Source organism: Variovorax sp. J2P1-31 (assembly GCF_030317215.1).
In the GTDB taxonomy this organism is placed as follows: Bacteria; Pseudomonadota; Gammaproteobacteria; order Burkholderiales; family Burkholderiaceae_C; genus Variovorax.
The window spans coordinates 504,030-522,227 of record NZ_JASZYA010000004.1; the positions used below are offsets into that span (position 1 = coordinate 504,030).

Below are 18,198 nucleotides of genomic sequence, written 5' to 3' on the forward strand. Positions count from 1 at the left end.
GCCACCACAACAGACGCAACGACCGCGTCGCGACCGATGCGGCGTCACCCGAAGAAAGCGATGGGGGGAGAGATGACTCACCGGAACCCGGACGGCGCGGTGCGCCTCGTGCTGCGGGGCATGGCGTGCGCCGCCGTGCTGTCGATCGCGGGCTGCGGCGGAGGCGGCGGCGGCGGTGGTGCCGCATCGTCGTCCGGCGCCACCCCGTCGACGGAGCCGCCGCCGAGCGCGGCCAGCAGCGCGGCCCAGTGCGTCGCGCCGCGCACCGGCCTCAACCCGTCCACCGGGCTGGCCTACGCCGACCGCGCGGGCACCGTGGCCGACGAGAAGAACTGGGTCCGCAGCTGGATCGACCAGACCTACCTCTGGTACGACGAGGTGCCGACCAACCTCCAGGCCGCCAGCTACGCCACGCCGGTCGCCTACTTCGACGTGCTCAAGACGCCGGTGCTCACCGCCTCCGGCCGCGCCAAGGACCGCTTCCATTTCAGCTATCCCACGGCCACCTACGGCGACGTGCAGCAGGGCACCGAGGTCGGCTATGGCGTCGAGTTCGCCTTCCTGCAGCGCACGGCGCCGCGCACCATCCGCGTGGCCTATACCGAACCGGACTCGCCGGCCTCGCGCGCCGGCATCGTGCGCGGCGACACCCTGCTGGCCATCGACGGGATCGACGCGTCCAAAGCCAGCAGCCAAGCCGATGTCGACCAGCTCAACAGCGCGCTGGCGCCGGCCACCAGCGGCCAGAGCCACGCCTTCAAGCTGCGCGCCAAGGACGGCACGGAACGCACGGTCACGCTGGTGTCCGCCGGCATCGAGCGCTCGCCGGTGCAGAACGTGCGCACCATCGACACGCCCGGCGGCCGCGTCGGCTACCTGCAGTTCAACGACCATGTCGCGAAGTCCGAAGCCCAGCTGGTGACGGCGATGGGGCAATTGAGCGCGGCTGGCGTGACCAACCTGGTGCTCGACATGCGCTACAACGGCGGCGGCCTGCTGGGCATCGCCAGCGAGGTGGCCAGCATGATCGCGACGCCCCAGGCGAGCCAGGGCGCGGTGTTCGAAAAGCTGCAGTTCAACCGCAAGAATCCTTTCAACGTGTCGGCCATGGGTTCGTCGGTGATCTTCCCCACCACCACGCGCGGCTACTCGGTCACGGCCGGCCAGCCGCTGCCGCGGCTCGGCCTCTCGCGCGTGTCGGTGCTGGCCGGGCCCGACACCTGCTCGGCCAGCGAGTCGGTGGTCAACGGCCTGCGCGGCATCGGCGTCACCGTCGACCTGATCGGCGCCGCCACCTGCGGCAAGCCCTATGGCTTCTATCCGCAGGACAACTGCGGCACCACCTACTTCGCGATCCAGTTCCAGGGCGTCAACGCCAAGGGCTTCGGCGACTACGGCGACGGCATGGCGCCGACCTGCACCGTGGCCGACGACTTCGAGCATGCGCTGGGCGACCCGGCCGAGGGCCGCTTCGCGGCGGCACTGAGCTATCGCGCCAGCGGCGTCTGCCCGGTGCCGGCCCAGGCCTCCGCCGCGCGGCGCAGCGCCATCGTCGTGCCCTCGCCCGAAGCGAGCGGCACGCCCTACCTGGATCGCAACCTGCTGCGCTCCAACCGGATCGTCGAGTCCGCCGACCTCCAGTAGAGAAGGCGGCAGCACCGCTGCGTCGGGGCTCGGCTGCGGCCGCGATGTGCCGCCTGCCGGCCCCGAGCGATCCGTGCAATGCGGCGGGAAGCCCGTGCCTGGGTCAAAAAGAGTACTTTTGCACGAACAAAACCCAAGTTATTGACAGTTTAAAGAGCTTTTAAAAGAAATTCCTTAGGATCCCGGCCGCACGGCAACGCACTGTGCGGGGTCGATGCTTTCAAAAAAAACATCCAGGGAGTTTTCAATGAGGTTCTTTTCTCGCTCGGCGGCTTGTGCCGCCGTCCTGGCCGTGTGCGCTTCGCATGCCGCGGCCCAGACCGCTTTCATCCACGTCGACGATGGCGTGCAGGCTTCGAACATCGGGCCCGACGGCCCGAACCCCACCTCTTCCCGTGGGCCCTCGGTCATGAACATGGTCGGCGATGCCAACGGTCGTACCTCGGTGCTGGACCAGACCGCCACGGACATCACGGCGACGGTGGGCGCTTCGCGCAGCCGCGTGGGCAACGATGGCGCATCGCTCGAACACGACGGCCCGACGGGTGTGCGCAGCGCCGTGAACGTGAACGACAACGCGGCCGCCATCGGCACCTTCCGGGTCGACGCCGACGGCCAGCCGCTGTCCATGCGCAACGGCACGGTCGCCAGCTACGACCCAGCCGCGTCGAAGAACACCGTCCAGACCGGCATCTTCGGCACCGACAACCAGTTGAGCGCCGGCCTGCGCAGCGACGGCACCGCGGGCAGCAACACGATGCTCGGCGACACCACGCTCACCGACAGCCTGACGGTGGAGGGCGCCACCGTCACCCACGGCGTGGCCAACACCGGCCACATCGACACCACCACCCTGTCGAGCAGCGGCGATGCCAGCGTGGGCGGCAACCTGGCCGTGACCGGCGCCTCCACCACCCACGGCCTCAGCAACACCGGCCACGTCGCGACCACCACGCTGTCGAGCAGCGGCGATGCCACGGTCGGCGGCAACCTGGGCGTGAGCGGCGCCACCACCACCCACGGCCTCAGCAACAGCGGCCACCTCGCGACCACCACGCTGTCGAGCAGCGGCAACGCCAACGTCGGTGGCGACCTGGGCGTGAGCGGCGCCACCACCACCCACGGCCTGAGCAACACCGGCCATCTCGCCACCACCACGCTGTCCAGCAGCGGCAACGCCAATGTCGGCGGCAACCTGGGCGTGAGCGGTGCGACGACCACGAACGGCCTCGTCAACACCGGCCACCTCGCGACGACCACCCTGTCCACCAGCGGCAACACCAGCGTGAGCGGCAACTTCAGCGTGGCCGGCAGCAGCAGCACCCACGGCCTCAGCAACACCGGCGAGCTCGCGACCACCACGCTGACGACCGGCGGCAATGCCACGGTCGGCGGCAACCTGGGCGTGACGGGGGCAACCACCACGAACGGCCTCACCAACGCCGGCAAGCTTGCGACCAGCACGCTGTCGACCAGCGGCGACACCACCGTCGGTGGCGATCTCAACGTGAGCGGCACGACGTCGACGAACGGCATCGACAACCACAACAAGACCATCCGCGGTGTGGCGGCCGGCGTGGCGGGCACCGATGCGGTCAACGTGAACCAGCTCCAGCAGATGGCCAGCAGCCTGACGACGGTGAACAGCAACCAGGTCGCCATCAACAACAACCAGAGCGTGCTCAACGCCCACCAGGCCGCCTTCAACGACGAGCAGCGCCGCATCAATGCGGCCCAGGCCCGCACCAATGCACAGGTGCAGCAGCAGCTCGACGACGACCGCAAGGTCGCCAGCGGCGGCGTCGCGACCGCGGTGGCGGTGGCGTCGATGCCCGCGCTCGACCTCGGCAAGAAGATCGGCCTGGGGGTGGGCGTCGGCACCTACGACGGCCGCTCGGGCGTTGCGGTGGGCCTGGCGGCACGCGTGTCCGAAGCGCTGCAGCTCAAGCTCAACGCCGGCACCAGCAGCGAAGGCCGCGCGGCCGCTGGCGCCGGCGGCATGGTCGCCTGGTAGGCCGGTCGCGGGGCGGCGTTCTCCAGACGCCCCCCCCCAAAGCGCGACAACCGTTGAGGACGCCCGGCCGAAGCAGGCCGCCGCGTCCCCAGACTTCAAGAACAAGACCCCGTGCCCGGCGGCTCTCCTGCGAGAGGGGGACGCCGCGCGCCGGTGGTCCGTGCTTTTCACAAAAACATTCAGGGAATCCGATGAACTTCTTTCTTCGCCCGGCGGTGCTCGCCGCCGCATGGGCCGTCTGTGCCTTCGGGGCTGCGGCCCAGACCGCGACGGCCACGGTCCACATCGACAACGGCACCCAGGCCTCCGACCTCAGGCCGGCCGGCACCGCGCCGTCGGTCTCCGAAAAGGCACCCAACATCCAGACGACGGTCGGCGACGGCGCCGGCAACGTCTCGCAGGTGCTCCAGATGGCCGAGGGCATCCAGACGGCGGTGATGAGGTCCCAGGTCGTCGTGCGCGACGCCAGCGCGACGCAGGCGCACTGGAGCCCCACGGGCTGGACGCCCGGGAGCCAGGGCTTCAGTGCCGCGATCGTGCGCGACAACGGCAGCTTCATGGGCAACGCAGCCGATCTGAACAACGACAACGGCGCCGTCCAGGACCAGCTGCGCAACGGCACGCTCACCCACTACGATGCCGCCCAATCGACGAACACCGTCCAGACCGGCAGCTTCGACACGCGCAATCGCCTGTCGACCGGCCTGCGCAGCGACGGCACCGCGGGCAGCAACACGATGCTCGGCGACACCACGCTCACCGACAGCCTGACGGTGGAGGGCGCCACCACCACCCATGGCCTGACCAACACCGGCCACATCGCCACCACCACCGTGTCGACCACCGGGGATGCCACGGTGGGCGGCAAGCTGGACGTGGCAGGGACGACCACCACCCACGGCCTCGGCAACACCGGCCAGCTCGCGACCTCGACCTGGTCGAGCAGCGGCGATGCCCGTGTCGACGGCGACTTCAGCGTGGCGGGCAGCAGCAGCACTCAAGGCCTCGGCAACACCGGCCACATCGCGACCACCACGCTGTCGACCGGCGGCCATGCCAGCGTGGGCGGCGACTTCGCTGTGCTCGGCCAGGGCCGCACCCAGGGCCTCGCCAACACGGGAGACATCGCGACGACCAGCTTGTCGAGCAGCGGCAATGCCAACGTCGGCGGCAGCCTGGGCGTGACGGGTGCGATGGCCACCAGCGGCCTGAGCAACACCGGCCACATCGCGACGACCACGCTGTCGACCAGCGGCAACGCCAGCGTGGGCGGCAACTTCGGTGTGGCCGGCAGCAGCAGCACCCATGGCCTGAGCAACACCGGCAACGTCGCGACCACCACGCTGACGACCACCGGCGGCGCCACGGTCGGCGGCAAGCTGGACGTGAGCGGTGCGACGACGACCCAAGGCCTGACCAACACCGGCAAGGTCGCGACCGACACGCTGTCGACCAGCGGCGACGCCGCGGTGGGTGGCGACCTGAGCGTGAGCGGCGCCACCTCGACCAACGGCATCGACAACAACAACAAGACCATCCGCGGCGTCGCGGCCGGCGTGGCGGGCACCGATGCGGCCAACGTGGACCAGCTTCACCAGGTGGCCGGCAGCCTGGCGACGGTGAACGACGACCAGGCCGCGATCAACAGCCAGCAGCGCGTGGTCAACGCCAACCAGGCGGTGTTCAACGACCACCAGCGCCAGCTCAACACGGCGCAGTCCTTCACCAATGCGCAGGTGCAGCGTCAGCTGCGCGACAACCGCAAGCTCGCCAGCACCGGCGTGGCCGCCGCGGTGGCCATCGCCTCGATCCCGGCGCTCGACACCGGCAAGAAGGTGGGCCTGGGCGTGGGCGTGGGCACCTACGACGGCCGCTCGGCGCTGGCCGTGGCCCTGGCCGCGCGGGTGTCCGATGCGCTGCAGCTCCGCTTCAACCTCGGCACCGGCAACGACGGCCGTGTGGCCGCGAGCGTGGGTGGGAATTACGCCTGGTAAAGGGCAAGCAGCGCCGGCGGACTGGGCCGCCGGCGCTGCGGCCTGCGAGACGGCAAATCGGCGTTTCTACTGAAAAGTGCTGACATCCGTTGAAATTTGTCAATTCATTAAGGATTGCAAATTCTTCAAAATCGTGACTTATTTCACGTCTGAACTTTCTATTGATGCCTTTCTATCGGTCTGAAAACAGAAGTCCCTAGGATCCAGGTCGCACGGCGACGCACTGTGCGTGGCGGTTGCTTCCAAAACATTCAGGGGAATTTCATGACTTTCTTGTTCCGTCCGGTGGCGCTTGCCGTGTTGGCCGTTTGCGCCGCCAATGCCTCGGCTCAGGCAGTGATAACCAGCGTGAGCGTCGAAGCTGACAAAAGTTACACGGAGGTGCTGTCTAACGGCACCCCCACGACCGGCACCCTCGCTCCTCTTTCGCAAAAGGTCGTTATCACTGTCGATGACGGTGCAGGCCACGGGGCGCAGTCCAAGACAACGACGACAACCGCCAACACCCGAGTCTTCGACAGCAGTGGCAATCTGTCGACCCTCCAACAGACGAGTACAACTGCTTCTGTCGGGGTTAACGACGCTAGCGGAAACAAGGCGTCACTGAATCAGACGGCGACGAAGTCCGACTCCTTGGTCAGCGACAACGCCGGCAATCAGTCGCAGATCGATCAGACAGCGACGACCGGCGCCGTCGGGGTGAACGACGGCAACGGAAACAAAGCGTCGCTCAATCAGACGGCCACAACCAGCACCGTCGGGGTGAAAGACGGCAATGGCAATCAGGCGGGACTTAACCAGACGGCGACGAGCAACGTCGTCAGAGTCAACGACAGCAATGGAAATACATCGACCATTGACCAGACAGCCACGGGCAACATCGCCGGAGTGAAAGACAACAACGGAAACCGGGTGATCCTTGTCCAGACGGCAACGAGTTCTAGATCTCAGGTCAGCGACAGCAATGGAAATCTGTCTGGAATAGGCCAAAACGCGATGAGCAATGCCGTCGGGATCAGGGACGGCAGCGGAAATACGACCTCGCTGATGCAGACCGCGACAAAATCAAATTCTCAGGTCAGTGACAGCAACGGCAATGCAGCGGCGATTAATCAGACTGCAACCGGGAATGTTGTCAAGGTGAACGACGGCAACGGCAACCACGCGTCGCTGAATCAGACAGCGACGAAATCCGACTCTCAGGTCAGCGACGGCAATGGCAATGCAGCGGCGATCAATCAGACTGCAACGGGCAATGTCGTCAAGGTCAACGACGGCAACGGAAACAACACCTCGCTTGGTCAGACGTCGACCAATTCCCACTCTCAGGTCAACGACAACACCGGCAAAGTGTCGCTCATCGACCAGACGGCCGCGGCTAACGCCGTCGGTGTGAAAGACGCCAACGGAAACCAGGCATCGCTTAACCAGTCGGCGACGAACAGCCTCAACGCGGTGAAAGACGGCAACGGAAACTCGGCGCAGTTCGAGCAGACGGCGACAAGTTCTAATAACGCAGTCCGCGACCTTGCCGGTAATGCGTCGGCGCTCGGTCAGACAGCGACCAGCACCATTCTCGGCGTGGTGGACACTGCGGGGAACGCGTCATTCCTCCAACAGTCGTCGACGGCCTTCAAATCGACCGTCAAGGACAATGCCGGCAGCGCTACGACGATCAGCCAGACGCCAACGTCGATCTCCTTGAGTAGCGGATCCTCGGTGGTCAGTGTGGCTCCCGATGCGGCGCTGCTGTATCACATCAACGCGACGGCCCCCATCGCCTCGGGCGCCGCTGCTGATGATCAAGGGGCCGGCATCGGCACGTTCGACAAGAGCACCGGGCGCCAACTGAGCGGGATGGACGCTGCTTACGACGCCGCCAGCGGCACGAGCACCACCGCCACCGGCATTTTTTCGGGCGCTTCACCGAACACGCTGACCACTGGCATCTTTAGCAGTGGCGCCACCGGCACCAACACGATCCTGGGCGACACCACGCTCACCGACAACCTGACGGTGCAGGGCCGCACCACCACTAACGGCCTCACCAACACCGGCAACATCAAGACCGACACGCTCACGACCACCGGCGCGGCCACGGTCGGCGGCAACCTGAGCGTGGCGGGTACCACCACCACCAATGGCCTCACCAACACCGGCAACATCAAGACCGACACGCTCACGACCACCGGCGCTGCCACGGTCGGTGGCAACCTGAACGTGACCGGCGCCACCACCACCACCGGCCTCACCAACACCGGCAACATCGCGACCACCACGCTGTCGACCAGCGGCGCGGCCACCGTGGGCGGCAACCTGAGCGTGAGCGGTGTGACCTCGACCCAGGGCATCAACAACAACAACAAGACCATCAGCGGCGTCGCGGCCGGTGTGGCGGGCACCGATGCGGCCAACGTGAACCAGCTCAACCAAGTGGTGAGCGACCAGGCGGTGGTGAACAACAAGCAGGCCGCGATCAACAGCAACCAGAGCGTGGTGAACGCCAACCAGGCGGCCTTCAACAACGCGCAGGGCAATGCCAACGCGGCGCAGGCGCGCACCAACGCGCAGGTTCAGCAGCAGCTCAGCGACAACCGCAAGGTCTCCGGCACCGGCGTCGCGATCGCCGTGGCGGCCTCGTCGATGCCGGCGCTCGAGGCCGGCAAGAACTTCGGCATGGGCGTGGGCGTGGGCACCTACGACGGCCGTTCGGCGGTGGCCGTGGGCCTGGCGGCGCGCATTTCCGAATCGCTGCAGATCAAGCTCAACGTCGGCACCGGCACCGACGGCCGTGCCGCGGCCGGTGTGGGCGGCATGTTCTCCTGGTAAGTCCAAGGCGACGCCTCCACGGCGCCCTGTGCGCCGTCGGCGTCTTCCAAGCCCGGCAGGCCTCACCCAGGCCTGACCGGGTTTTTTTATGGGTCGGAGGCTCAGAACGCGCTGCACACCCGCAGCACGTCCTCGCCGTAGGCCTCGAGCTTCTTGGTGCCGATGCCGCTGATGCCCTGCAGGTCTTCCAGCGTGGCGGGCGCGCGTTCGGCGATGGCGGCCAGCGTGGCGTCGTGGAAGATCACGTAGGCCGGCAGGTTGTGTTCGCGCGCCACCTCGGCGCGCCAGGCCTTGAGCGCGGTGAAGCGCTTCTGGCCGGCCTCGTCCAGCGTGGCGGCCGCGGGCGAGGGCGCGCCGCGGGCCGCCTTCTCGCGCCGGGGCTTGCGCTCGGCCGGCGTCGACACCGACTCGCGCAGGCTCACCGCCTGCTCGCCCTTGAGCACCGCGCGCGAGCCGTCGGTGAGCTGCAGCGTGTTGAAGGCTTCCGAATTCACCGCCAGCGCGCCGGTCGCGATCAGCTGGCGCAGCACGCCGCGCAACTGCACCTCGCTGAACTCCGCGCCCAGGCCGAAGGTGCTGATGCTCTCGTGGCCGAACTGCTTGACCTTCTCGGTCGGCTTGCCGCGCAGGATGTCCATGATGTGGCCGGCGCCGAAGCTGATGCCGCTGTGCTGGTTCACGCGGTAGATGGTCGACAGCAGCTTGCGCGCGGCGTCGGTGCCGTCCCAGACCTGCGGCGGCGTGATGCAGTTGTCGCAGTTGCCGCAGGGCGTGCTCTTCTCGCCGAAGTAGCCCAGCAGGCGCACGCGCCGGCAGTCGCTCGCCTCGGCCAGCGACAGCAGCGCGTCGAGCTTGCCGCGCATGACCTGCTTGAACTCCTCGCCGGCCGGGCTCTCGTCGATCATGCGGCGCTGGTTCACCACGTCCTGCAGGCCGTAGGTCATCCAGGCGTCGGCGGGGGCGCCGTCGCGGCCGGCGCGGCCGGTCTCCTGGTAGTAGCCCTCGATGTTCTTCGGCATGTCGAGGTGGCCGACGAAGCGCACGTCGGGCTTGTCGATGCCCATGCCGAAGGCGATGGTCGCGACCACCACGATGCCTTCCTCGCGCAGGAAGCGGTCCTGGTGCTTCTGGCGCACCGCCGAATCCAGGCCCGCGTGGTAGGGCAGGGCATTGATGCCCGCGTCCTGCAGCGCGACGGCCACGTCTTCCACCCGCTTGCGCGACTGGCAATAGACCACGCCCGCATCGCCCTCGTGCTCACGCTGGATGAAGCGCAGCAGCTGTGTGGTGGCGTCCTTCTTCTCGACGATGGTGTAGCGGATGTTGGGCCGGTCGAAGCTCGAGACGAACTGCTGTGCTTCCTCCAGCTGCAGCCGCTCGACGATGTCGGCGCGCGTCAGGTCGTCGGCCGTGGCGGTGAGCGCGATGCGCGGCACGCCCGCATAGCGTTCGTGCAGCACGGTGAGCGAGCGGTACTCGGGGCGGAAGTCGTGGCCCCACTGGCTCACGCAATGGGCCTCGTCGATGGCGAACAGGCTCAGCTTGCCGCGCTCGTGCAGCGAGTCGAGCTGCGACAAAAAGCGCGGTGTGTTGAGCCGTTCGGGGGCGGCATAGAGCAGCGTGATCTCGCCGCGCAGCATGCGGCGCTCGACGTCCTGCGTCTGTTCCCAGTCGAGCGTGGAATTGAGGAAGGCCGCGTTCACGCCGGCCTCGTGCAGCGCGCCGACCTGGTCGTGCATCAGCGCGATCAGCGGCGACACCACGATCGACACGCCGTGCCCCGCGCGCTGCCGCGCGATGGCCGGGATCTGGTAGCACAGCGACTTGCCGCCGCCCGTGGGCATCAGCACCAGCGCATCGCCGCCGCCGACCACATGGTCGACGATGGCCTGCTGGGCACCGCGGAACTGGGTGTAGCCGAACACCTCGTGGAGGATGTCCGCGGGCGCGGCGCTGCCCTGGTTTTCGGTGGAGTGGGGGAGGGTGGCGAGGGACACGCGGCCATTGTCCCCGATCGGTCCGTGTCGTGGCTGGCACGCGCTTTGCAACGTTTCAGCGTTCACGCGACACCTTCCTGTCTAGACAGCAAATTGGTGCATTTACCCTGAGGCAATGCACCGAGAAAGAGCGCTGGGAAAACCCTGTATAGACAAGTTGGGGCGCGCGGCCACAATTCGTTCAACACCGTCGCGGGACATCCGCCCCCGGCGCGTCGAACGGCTCGCTTTTCATCACGAACGGAATCCAGGAGTACCCATGGTCAAGATGGTCGTCAAAGTCACCTCGCTGCTCGCAGCCGGCCTGTGCGCAGCAGGCATTGCCACCACCGCTTCCGCGCAGGACACCAAAATCGTGCTCGGCATGTCCGGCTGGACCGGCTTCGCGCCGCTCTCGCTGGCCGACAAGGCGGGCATCTTCAAGAAGAACGGGCTGGACGTCGAACTCAAGATGATCCCGCAGAAGGACCGTCACCTGGCGCTGGCGTCGGGCGCCATCCAGTGCGCGGCCACCACCATCGAGACCCACGTGGCCTGGAACGCCAACGGCGTGCCCATCGTCCAGATCTTCCAGATGGACAAGTCCTATGGCGCCGACGGCATCGCGGTGCGCGGCGACATCAAGAACTTCGCCGACCTCAAGGGCAAGACCATCGGCGTCGATGCGCCGGGCACCGCGCCCTACTTCGGCCTGGCCTGGATGCTCAGCAAGAACGGCATGACGCTCAAGGACGTGAAGACCACCACGCTGTCGCCGCAGGCCGCCGCGCAGGCCTTCGTGGCCGGGCAGAACGATGCCGCCATGACCTACGAGCCCTACCTCTCGACCGTGCGCAGCAACCCGGCTGCCGGCAAGATCCTCGCGACCACGCTCGACTACCCGATGGTGATGGACACGGTGGGCTGCGCGCCGACCTGGCTCAAGGCCAACGCCAAGGCGGCCCAGGCATTGACCAACTCCTACTTCGAGGCGCTCGAGATGATCAAGGCCGATCCGGCCAAGTCCAACGAACTGATGGGCTCGGCGGTCAAGCAGACCGGCGAACAGTTCGCCAAGTCGGCGGCCTACCTGCGTTGGCAGGACAAGGCGGCCAACCAGAAATTCTTCGCGGGTGAACTCACGGCCTTCATGAAGGACGCCGAGAAGATCCTGCTGGAAGCCGGCGTGATCCGCAAGGCGCCGGACGACCTGGCCACGACCTTCGACGCCTCGTTCATCAAGTAAAGCAGCAAGCAAGACAGACAATGGCGAACACGCGAACGGCACCGATGCCCGTGCCCCCCCCTTCGATCCCGGCGGCCACGCCGACGCCCGCGCGGCGCCGGCGCATCGCGCCGCTGGAACCGGTGAGCGCCCGCGCCCGCTGGCTGCTCGGCGTCGGCTTCTTCGTGCTGTTCGTCGCGGTCTGGGCCTTCTTCACCCTGGGCGGCTTCGTGTCGCCGACCTTCCTGGCCAGCCCGGTCACGATGGTGAAGGAAGCCTGGCTGCTCTTCACCGAATACAACTTTATCCACGACATCGGCATGACGGTGTGGCGCGTGCTGGGCGGCTTCGTGCTGGCCACGGTCGTCGCCGTGCCGCTGGGCATCGCGATGGGCGCCTACAAGCCCGTCGAGGCCTTCCTCGAGCCCTTCGTGTCCTTCTGCCGCTACCTGCCGGCGTCGGCCTTCATTCCGCTGCTGATCCTCTGGGCCGGCATCGGCGAGACGCAGAAGCTGCTGGTCATCTTCATCGGCTCGGTGTTCCAGATCATCCTGATGGTCGCGGTCATCGTGGGCGGTGCGCGCAAGGACCTGGTCGAGGCCGCGTACACGCTGGGCGCCGACAGCGGCGGCATCGTCAAGCGGGTGCTCATCCCGGGCGCCGCGCCGGGCATCGCGGAGACGCTGCGCCTGGTGCTGGGCTGGGCCTGGACCTACGTGATCGTGGCCGAGCTCATCGGTTCGTCCTCGGGCATCGGCCACATGATCACCGACAGCCAGGCGCTGCTCAACACCGGGCAGATCATCTTCGGGATCATCGTGATCGGCATCATCGGCCTGGTCTCGGACTTCGCGTTCAAGGCCGTCAACCGCAAGCTCTTTGCATGGAGCACGATCTGATGTCGCGCAACCAACTCTCCATCCAGGGCGTGTCCCGCGTCTTCGAGGGCACCAAGGGCCAGCGCACGCAGGCACTGCAACCCATCGACTTCGAGGTCAAGGAAAACGACTTCGTCACCATCCTCGGCCCTTCGGGCTGCGGCAAGTCGACGCTGCTGCGCATCGTCGCCGGCCTCGACTTCCCGACCACCGGCCAGGTGCTGCTCGACGGCGAGCGCATCGAAGGCCCGGGCGCCGACCGCGGCGTGGTGTTCCAGAGCTACACGCTGTTCCCCTGGCTCACCATCGCGCAGAACATCCGCTTCGGCCTGCGCGAGCGCGGCATGACCGAGGCGCAGCAGAAGGAGCGCAGCGATTTCTTCATCGCCAAGGTCGGCCTGCGCGGCTTCGAGAACCACTTCCCCAAGCAGCTCTCGGGCGGCATGCAGCAGCGCACCGCCATTGCGCGCGCGCTGGCCAACGACCCCAAGATGCTGCTGCTCGACGAGCCCTTCGGCGCGCTCGACAACCAGACCCGCGTGCTGATGCAGGAGCTGCTGCTGGGCATCTGGGAGTCGGCGCAGAAGACGGTGCTGTTCGTCACGCACGACATCGACGAAGCCATCTTCATGGCGAACCGCGTGGCGGTGTTCAGCGCGCGGCCGGGGCGCATCAAGACCGAGATCGCGGTCGACTTCCCGCACCCGCGCCACTACACGATCAAGACCTCGCCCGAGTTCATGGCGATCAAGGCGCAGCTCACCGAAGAGATCCGCGCCGAATCCATGGCGGCCGCGGAGCATTGAGATGAAGACGGAATCGGGCAGCCGGACGCAGGGGGCGCAGAAGCGCGCGAAGGACGCGAAAGGAACCGAGGCCGTCGGCAAGGCGGTGGAATCGTCCCGGCCTTCACGCCCGGAGGCCGGCGTGCCGCCTAGCCTGGCGCTGTATGCCCAGGTGAAGGACCACATCTCCCGCAAGATCCAGGACGGCACCTGGCCGGCCGGCCACCGGCTGCCGTCGGAGCATGAACTGGTCGCGCAGTTCGGCGTGGCGCGCATGACGGTCAATCGCGCGCTGCGCGAGCTGGTCGAGCAGGGGCGCATCACCCGCGTGGCCGGCGTGGGCAGCTTCGTGGCCGAGAACAAGCCGCAGTCGACGCTGCTGCAGATCGCCAACATCGCAAGCGAGATCCGCCAGCGCGGCCACGACTACCGCTGCGAGATGCTGGCCGTCGAACGCATCGCCGCCGCGCCCGAGGTGGCCGTGTGGCTGGGGCTGCAGTCCGGCGCGTCGGTGTTCCACAGCGTGTGCCTGCACCTCGAGAACGGCACGCCGGTGCAGCTCGAGGAGCGCTACGTGAATCCGCTGGTCGTGCCCGACTATCTGGTGCAGGACTTCGAAGCCATTCCGCCCAGCGAGTACCTGGTGCGCAACGTGCCCTTCGACCAGATCGAGCATCTGGTGGACGCGGTGCTGCCCAGCCCCGAGCAGGCCGAGCGGCTCGCGATGTCGGTCGCCGAACCCTGCCTGCTGCTGACGCGCCGCACATGGACGCGCGGCACGCCCGTCACCTGGGTGCGCTGCCTGCACCCCGCCTCGCGCTACCGCCTGGGCAGCCGCTTCCGCGCCGACGGCAACCCCCGCTTCGGCTGAGGCCGCCGCCTTTTTTCTCGCTGTCACCATCCGCCCGCTCACGCGCCGACCCACCTGTATAGACAACTCACATGACCGGTCTTTCCACTGCCTCCCCGATCGCCCGCGTTCTCACACCTGCCGCGGTCGACCTGCCGCTGCTGCGCGCCATCCATGCGGGCGGCGTCCGCCTGTCGCTCGACCCTTCGACCACCGCCGGCATGCGCGCCGCCCAGGCCGCCGTGCAGCACATCGTCGACAACGACCAGGTGGTCTACGGCATCAACACCGGCTTCGGCAAGCTGGCGAGCACGCGCATCGGCAACGACCACCTGGCCGAGCTGCAGCGCAACCTCGTGCTCTCGCACAGCGTGGGCACGGGCGAGCCGCTGGCCGCGCCGGTGGTGCGGCTGGTGCTGGCGACCAAGGCGGTGAGCCTGGCGCGCGGCCACTCGGGTGTGCGGCCCGAACTGGTAGAGGCGCTGCTGGCGCTGTTCAACGCGGGCGTGATGCCGCGCATCCCGGCCAAGGGCTCGGTCGGTGCCTCGGGCGACCTCGCGCCGCTGGCGCACCTGGCCTGCGTGCTGATCGGCGAAGGCCAGGCGACGCTGGCCGACGGCCAGGTCGTGGGCGGTGCCGAAGCCATGCGCAGCATCGGTCTCGCGCCCTTCGTGCTCGGCCCCAAGGAAGGCTTGGCACTGCTCAACGGCACGCAGGTGTCGACCGGCCTGGCGCTGGCGGGCCTGTTCGGCGCCGAGAACGTCTTCGCTGCGGGCCTGATGTCGGGCGCGCTGTCGCTCGAAGCCATCCAGGGTTCGATCAAGCCCTTCGATGCGCGCATCCATGCGGCACGCGGGCAGCCCGGCCAGATCGCGGTGGCCGCCGCCGTGCGCGAATTGCTCGAGGGCAGCGAGATCGTGCCCTCGCATGCCGACTGCGGGCGCGTGCAGGACCCGTACTCGATCCGCTGCATCCCGCAGGTCATGGGCGCCTGCCTGGACAACCTCGCGCATGCGGCGCGCGTGCTGGTGATCGAGGCCAATGCGGCCTCGGACAACCCGCTGGTCTTCACCGACACCGGCGAAGTCATCTCGGGCGGCAACTTCCACGCCGAGCCCGTGGCTTTCGCGGCCGACATCATCGCGCTGGCGGTGAGCGAGATCGGCGCGATCAGCGAGCGCCGCATCGCGCTGCTGCTCGACACCGGCCTGTCGGGCCTGCCGCCCTTCCTGGTGCACGACGGCGGCCTCAACTCCGGCTTCATGATCGCGCAGGTCACGGCCGCCGCGCTCGCGTCCGAGAACAAGTCGCTCGCGCACCCGGCCAGCGTCGACAGCCTGCCCACCTCGGCCAACCAGGAAGACCATGTGTCGATGGCGACCTTCGCGGCGCGCCGGCTCGGCAACATGGTCGACAACACGGCCGTGGTTGTCGGCATCGAAGCGATGTGCGCTGCCCAGGGTATCGAGCTCAAGCGCGGCGGCGGCCTGAAGAGTTCTCCGCTCGTCGAAGCCGAATTCGCCCGGATCCGCACCCAGGTCGCCTTCCTCGAGCGCGACCGCTACCTCGCACCCGACATCGAGGCGATGCGCCAGTGGGCGCTGGCCGCCGATCTGCCGTCCGCCCTGCTGGCCTGCCTGCCCAGCCATTCGTCCAACGCCATTGCCGCCTAGTCGCAGTTGAGGAGAACCGAACCATGAACGCACCCGAAAAAATCGCCACCGACCCGCGCCACGACCCGACCCGCGTGATCCGCGCCCCGCGCGGCAGCACGCTCAGCTGCAAGAGCTGGCTCACCGAAGCGCCGTTCCGCATGCTGCAGAACAACCTCGACGCCGAAGTCGCCGAACGCCCGCAGGACCTGGTGGTGTACGGCGGCATCGGCCGCGCCGCGCGCAACTGGGAGTGCTACGACCAGATCCTCGCCTCCTTGAAGGAACTCGAGGACGACGAGTCGCTGCTGGTGCAGTCGGGCAAGCCGGTCGGCGTGTTCAAGACCCACGCCAATGCGCCGCGCGTGCTGATCGCCAACTCCAACCTGGTGCCCAAGTGGGCGAACTGGGAGAAGTTCAACGAGCTCGACCGCGCGGGCCTGTTCATGTACGGCCAGATGACGGCCGGCAGCTGGATCTACATCGGCGCGCAGGGCATCGTGCAGGGCACCTTCGAGACCTTTGTCGAAGCCGGCCGCCAGCACTACGGCAACGATTTGTCGGGCAAGTGGATCCTCACCGCCGGCCTGGGCGGCATGGGCGGCGCGCAGCCGCTGGCCGGCGTGCTGGCCGGTGCCTGCGTGCTGGCCATCGAATGCCAGCAGTCGAGCATCGACTTCCGCCTGCGCACACGCTACGTCGACAAGCAGGCCAAGGACCTCGACGACGCGCTGGCGCTGATCGCGCACCACACGGCGAAGAAGGAAGCCGTGTCGATCGCGCTCCTGGGCAACGCGGCCGAGATCGTGCCCGAGCTCGCGCGCCGCGCCAAGGCCGGCACCGCCATCAAGCCCGACCTGGTGACCGACCAGACCTCGGCCCACGACCTGATCCACGGCTACCTGCCCGCGGGCTGGAGCGTGCCGCAATGGCAGGCCGCGATGAAGGACGCATCGCAGCACGCGGCGCTGAGCGTCGCCGCCGCCAAGTCCTGCGTGGTGCACGTGCAGGCCATGCTCGACTTCCAGGCCATGGGCGTGCCCACGGTCGACTACGGCAACAACATCCGCCAGGTCGCCTTCGACGAAGGCGTGGCCAACGCCTTCGACTTCCCCGGCTTCGTGCCCGCCTACATCCGGCCGCTGTTCTGCGAAGGCAAGGGCCCGTTCCGCTGGGTCGCGCTCTCGGGCGACCCGGAGGACATCTACAAGACCGACGCCAAGATCAAGGAGCTGTTCCCCGAGAACAAGCACACGCACCGCTGGCTCGACATGGCGCGCGAGCGCATCGCCTTCCAGGGCCTGCCCGCGCGCATCTGCTGGCTGGGCCTGGGCGAGCGCCACCTCGCGGGCCTGGCCTTCAACGAGATGGTGAAGAACGGCGAGCTCAAGGCGCCGATCGTGATCGGCCGCGACCACCTCGACACCGGTTCGGTCGCGAGCCCGAACCGCGAGACCGAAGCGATGAAGGACGGCACCGACGCGGTCAGCGACTGGCCGCTGCTCAACGCGCTGCTCAACACAGCGGGCGGCGCGACCTGGGTCAGCCTGCACCACGGCGGCGGCGTCGGCATGGGCTACTCGCAGCACGCCGGCATGGTGATCGTGTGCGACGGCACCGAGGCCGCCGCCAAGCGCATCGGCAACGTGCTGTGGAACGACCCGGCGAGCGGCGTGATGCGCCATGCGGACGCGGGCTACGACATCGCGATCGCCACGGCGAAGAAGCAGGGCCTCAAGCTGCCGATGGTGAAGTAGGCGCGACGCCATGCCCATGCAACGCTTCTCGCGCGCGCAACTCCTGCCCACGCCCTGGAAGAACGGCGGCGGCAGCACGCGCGAGATCGCGAGCTGGCCGCCGGGCGCGGGGCTCGAGGCCTTCGACTGGCGCGTGAGCATCGCGACCATCGCCGCCAGCGGCCCCTTCTCGGTGTTCGCGGGCGTGGACCGCACGATCATGCTGCTCGAGGGCGACGGCGTGCGGCTGCAGGCCGCCGAAGCCGGCCTCGACCATCGGCTCGACACGCCCTTGCTGCCCTTCGCCTTCAGCGGCGACGTCGCACTCGATTGCGCGCTGCTCGGCGGCGCATCGAACGACTTCAACGTGATGAGCCGGCGCGCGCGCTGCGAGGCCGAAGTGCGCGTGCTGGCCGGTGCGCAATCGCTGGCCGCCGCATCGGGCGGCCTGCTGATGAGCCTGCACGGCCGATGGCGGGCCAACGACCAGACACTCTCGGTCGGCGAAGGCCTCTGGTGGGCCGATGACGCGATGGCGTGGACACTGACAGCCGGCGATGACGACGCACGCCTCGTGGCGGTGCGCTTCCGCACGAGATCCCAGGAGACCTGACG

Annotated in this window: 12 protein-coding genes; 11 read left to right on the top strand and 1 reads right to left on the bottom strand. The window is 67.9% G+C overall.

What is annotated here, in order from left to right; translation table 11 throughout:
- The first annotated feature begins 72 nt into the window (after positions 1-72).
- From QTI20_RS27890 to QTI20_RS27905, 4 genes are all read left to right on the top strand, one after another.
- Positions 73-1,644: a S41 family peptidase gene (locus QTI20_RS27890; RefSeq protein ID WP_286555051.1), complete on the top strand. Its 1,572-nt coding sequence runs from the start codon at positions 73-75 to the stop codon at positions 1,642-1,644.
- 247 nt (positions 1,645-1,891) lie between these two features.
- Positions 1,892-3,658 carry a YadA-like family protein gene (locus QTI20_RS27895; RefSeq protein WP_286555050.1) on the top strand — a complete coding sequence of 589 codons (1,767 nt, stop codon included), beginning with the start codon at positions 1,892-1,894 and terminating at the stop codon, positions 3,656-3,658.
- Positions 3,659-3,849: 191 nt separating this feature from the next.
- Positions 3,850-5,652: a beta strand repeat-containing protein gene (locus tag QTI20_RS27900; RefSeq protein WP_286555049.1), complete on the top strand. Its 1,803-nt coding sequence runs from the start codon at positions 3,850-3,852 to the stop codon at positions 5,650-5,652.
- A 264-nt stretch (positions 5,653-5,916) separates the two neighbouring features.
- Positions 5,917-8,481, top strand: coding sequence for a YadA family autotransporter adhesin (locus QTI20_RS27905; RefSeq protein WP_286555046.1), 2,565 nt, complete (start codon positions 5,917-5,919; stop codon positions 8,479-8,481).
- A gap of 101 nt (positions 8,482-8,582) precedes the next feature.
- Here the strand turns inward: QTI20_RS27905 and recQ are convergent, their stop codons facing one another.
- A complete protein-coding gene (gene recQ, locus QTI20_RS27910) occupies positions 8,583-10,478 on the bottom strand; it encodes a DNA helicase RecQ (RefSeq protein WP_286555043.1) in 1,896 nt (631 codons plus the stop codon).
- A 259-nt stretch (positions 10,479-10,737) separates the two neighbouring features.
- On the opposite strand from recQ, the gene QTI20_RS27915 reads away from it, so the two are divergent.
- From QTI20_RS27915 to QTI20_RS27945, 7 genes are all read left to right on the top strand, one after another.
- Positions 10,738-11,703: an ABC transporter substrate-binding protein gene (locus QTI20_RS27915; protein WP_286555041.1), complete on the top strand. Its 966-nt coding sequence runs from the start codon at positions 10,738-10,740 to the stop codon at positions 11,701-11,703.
- A 44-nt stretch (positions 11,704-11,747) separates the two neighbouring features.
- Positions 11,748-12,581 (top strand): ABC transporter permease, encoded by an 834-nt coding sequence (locus QTI20_RS27920; protein WP_286555039.1) that lies wholly within the window; start codon positions 11,748-11,750, stop codon positions 12,579-12,581.
- A complete protein-coding gene (locus QTI20_RS27925) occupies positions 12,581-13,366 on the top strand; it encodes an ABC transporter ATP-binding protein (RefSeq protein ID WP_286555037.1) in 786 nt (261 codons plus the stop codon). Before QTI20_RS27920 ends, QTI20_RS27925 begins: the two co-directional genes overlap by 1 nt.
- Position 13,367: 1 nt before the next feature.
- Positions 13,368-14,216 (top strand): histidine utilization transcriptional repressor HutC, encoded by an 849-nt coding sequence (gene hutC / locus QTI20_RS27930; RefSeq protein ID WP_286555035.1) that lies wholly within the window; start codon positions 13,368-13,370, stop codon positions 14,214-14,216.
- A gap of 71 nt (positions 14,217-14,287) precedes the next feature.
- Complete coding sequence (hutH, locus tag QTI20_RS27935; RefSeq protein ID WP_286555033.1) at positions 14,288-15,868, top strand: histidine ammonia-lyase; 1,581 nt, start codon at positions 14,288-14,290, stop codon at positions 15,866-15,868.
- Positions 15,869-15,891: 23 nt separating this feature from the next.
- Complete coding sequence (hutU, locus tag QTI20_RS27940) at positions 15,892-17,604, top strand: urocanate hydratase (RefSeq protein ID WP_286555032.1); 1,713 nt, start codon at positions 15,892-15,894, stop codon at positions 17,602-17,604.
- A 16-nt stretch (positions 17,605-17,620) separates the two neighbouring features.
- On the top strand, positions 17,621-18,196 hold the full coding sequence (locus tag QTI20_RS27945; protein WP_286555651.1) for a HutD/Ves family protein: 576 nt from the start codon (positions 17,621-17,623) through the stop codon (positions 18,194-18,196).
- Positions 18,197-18,198: the final 2 nt, after the last annotated feature.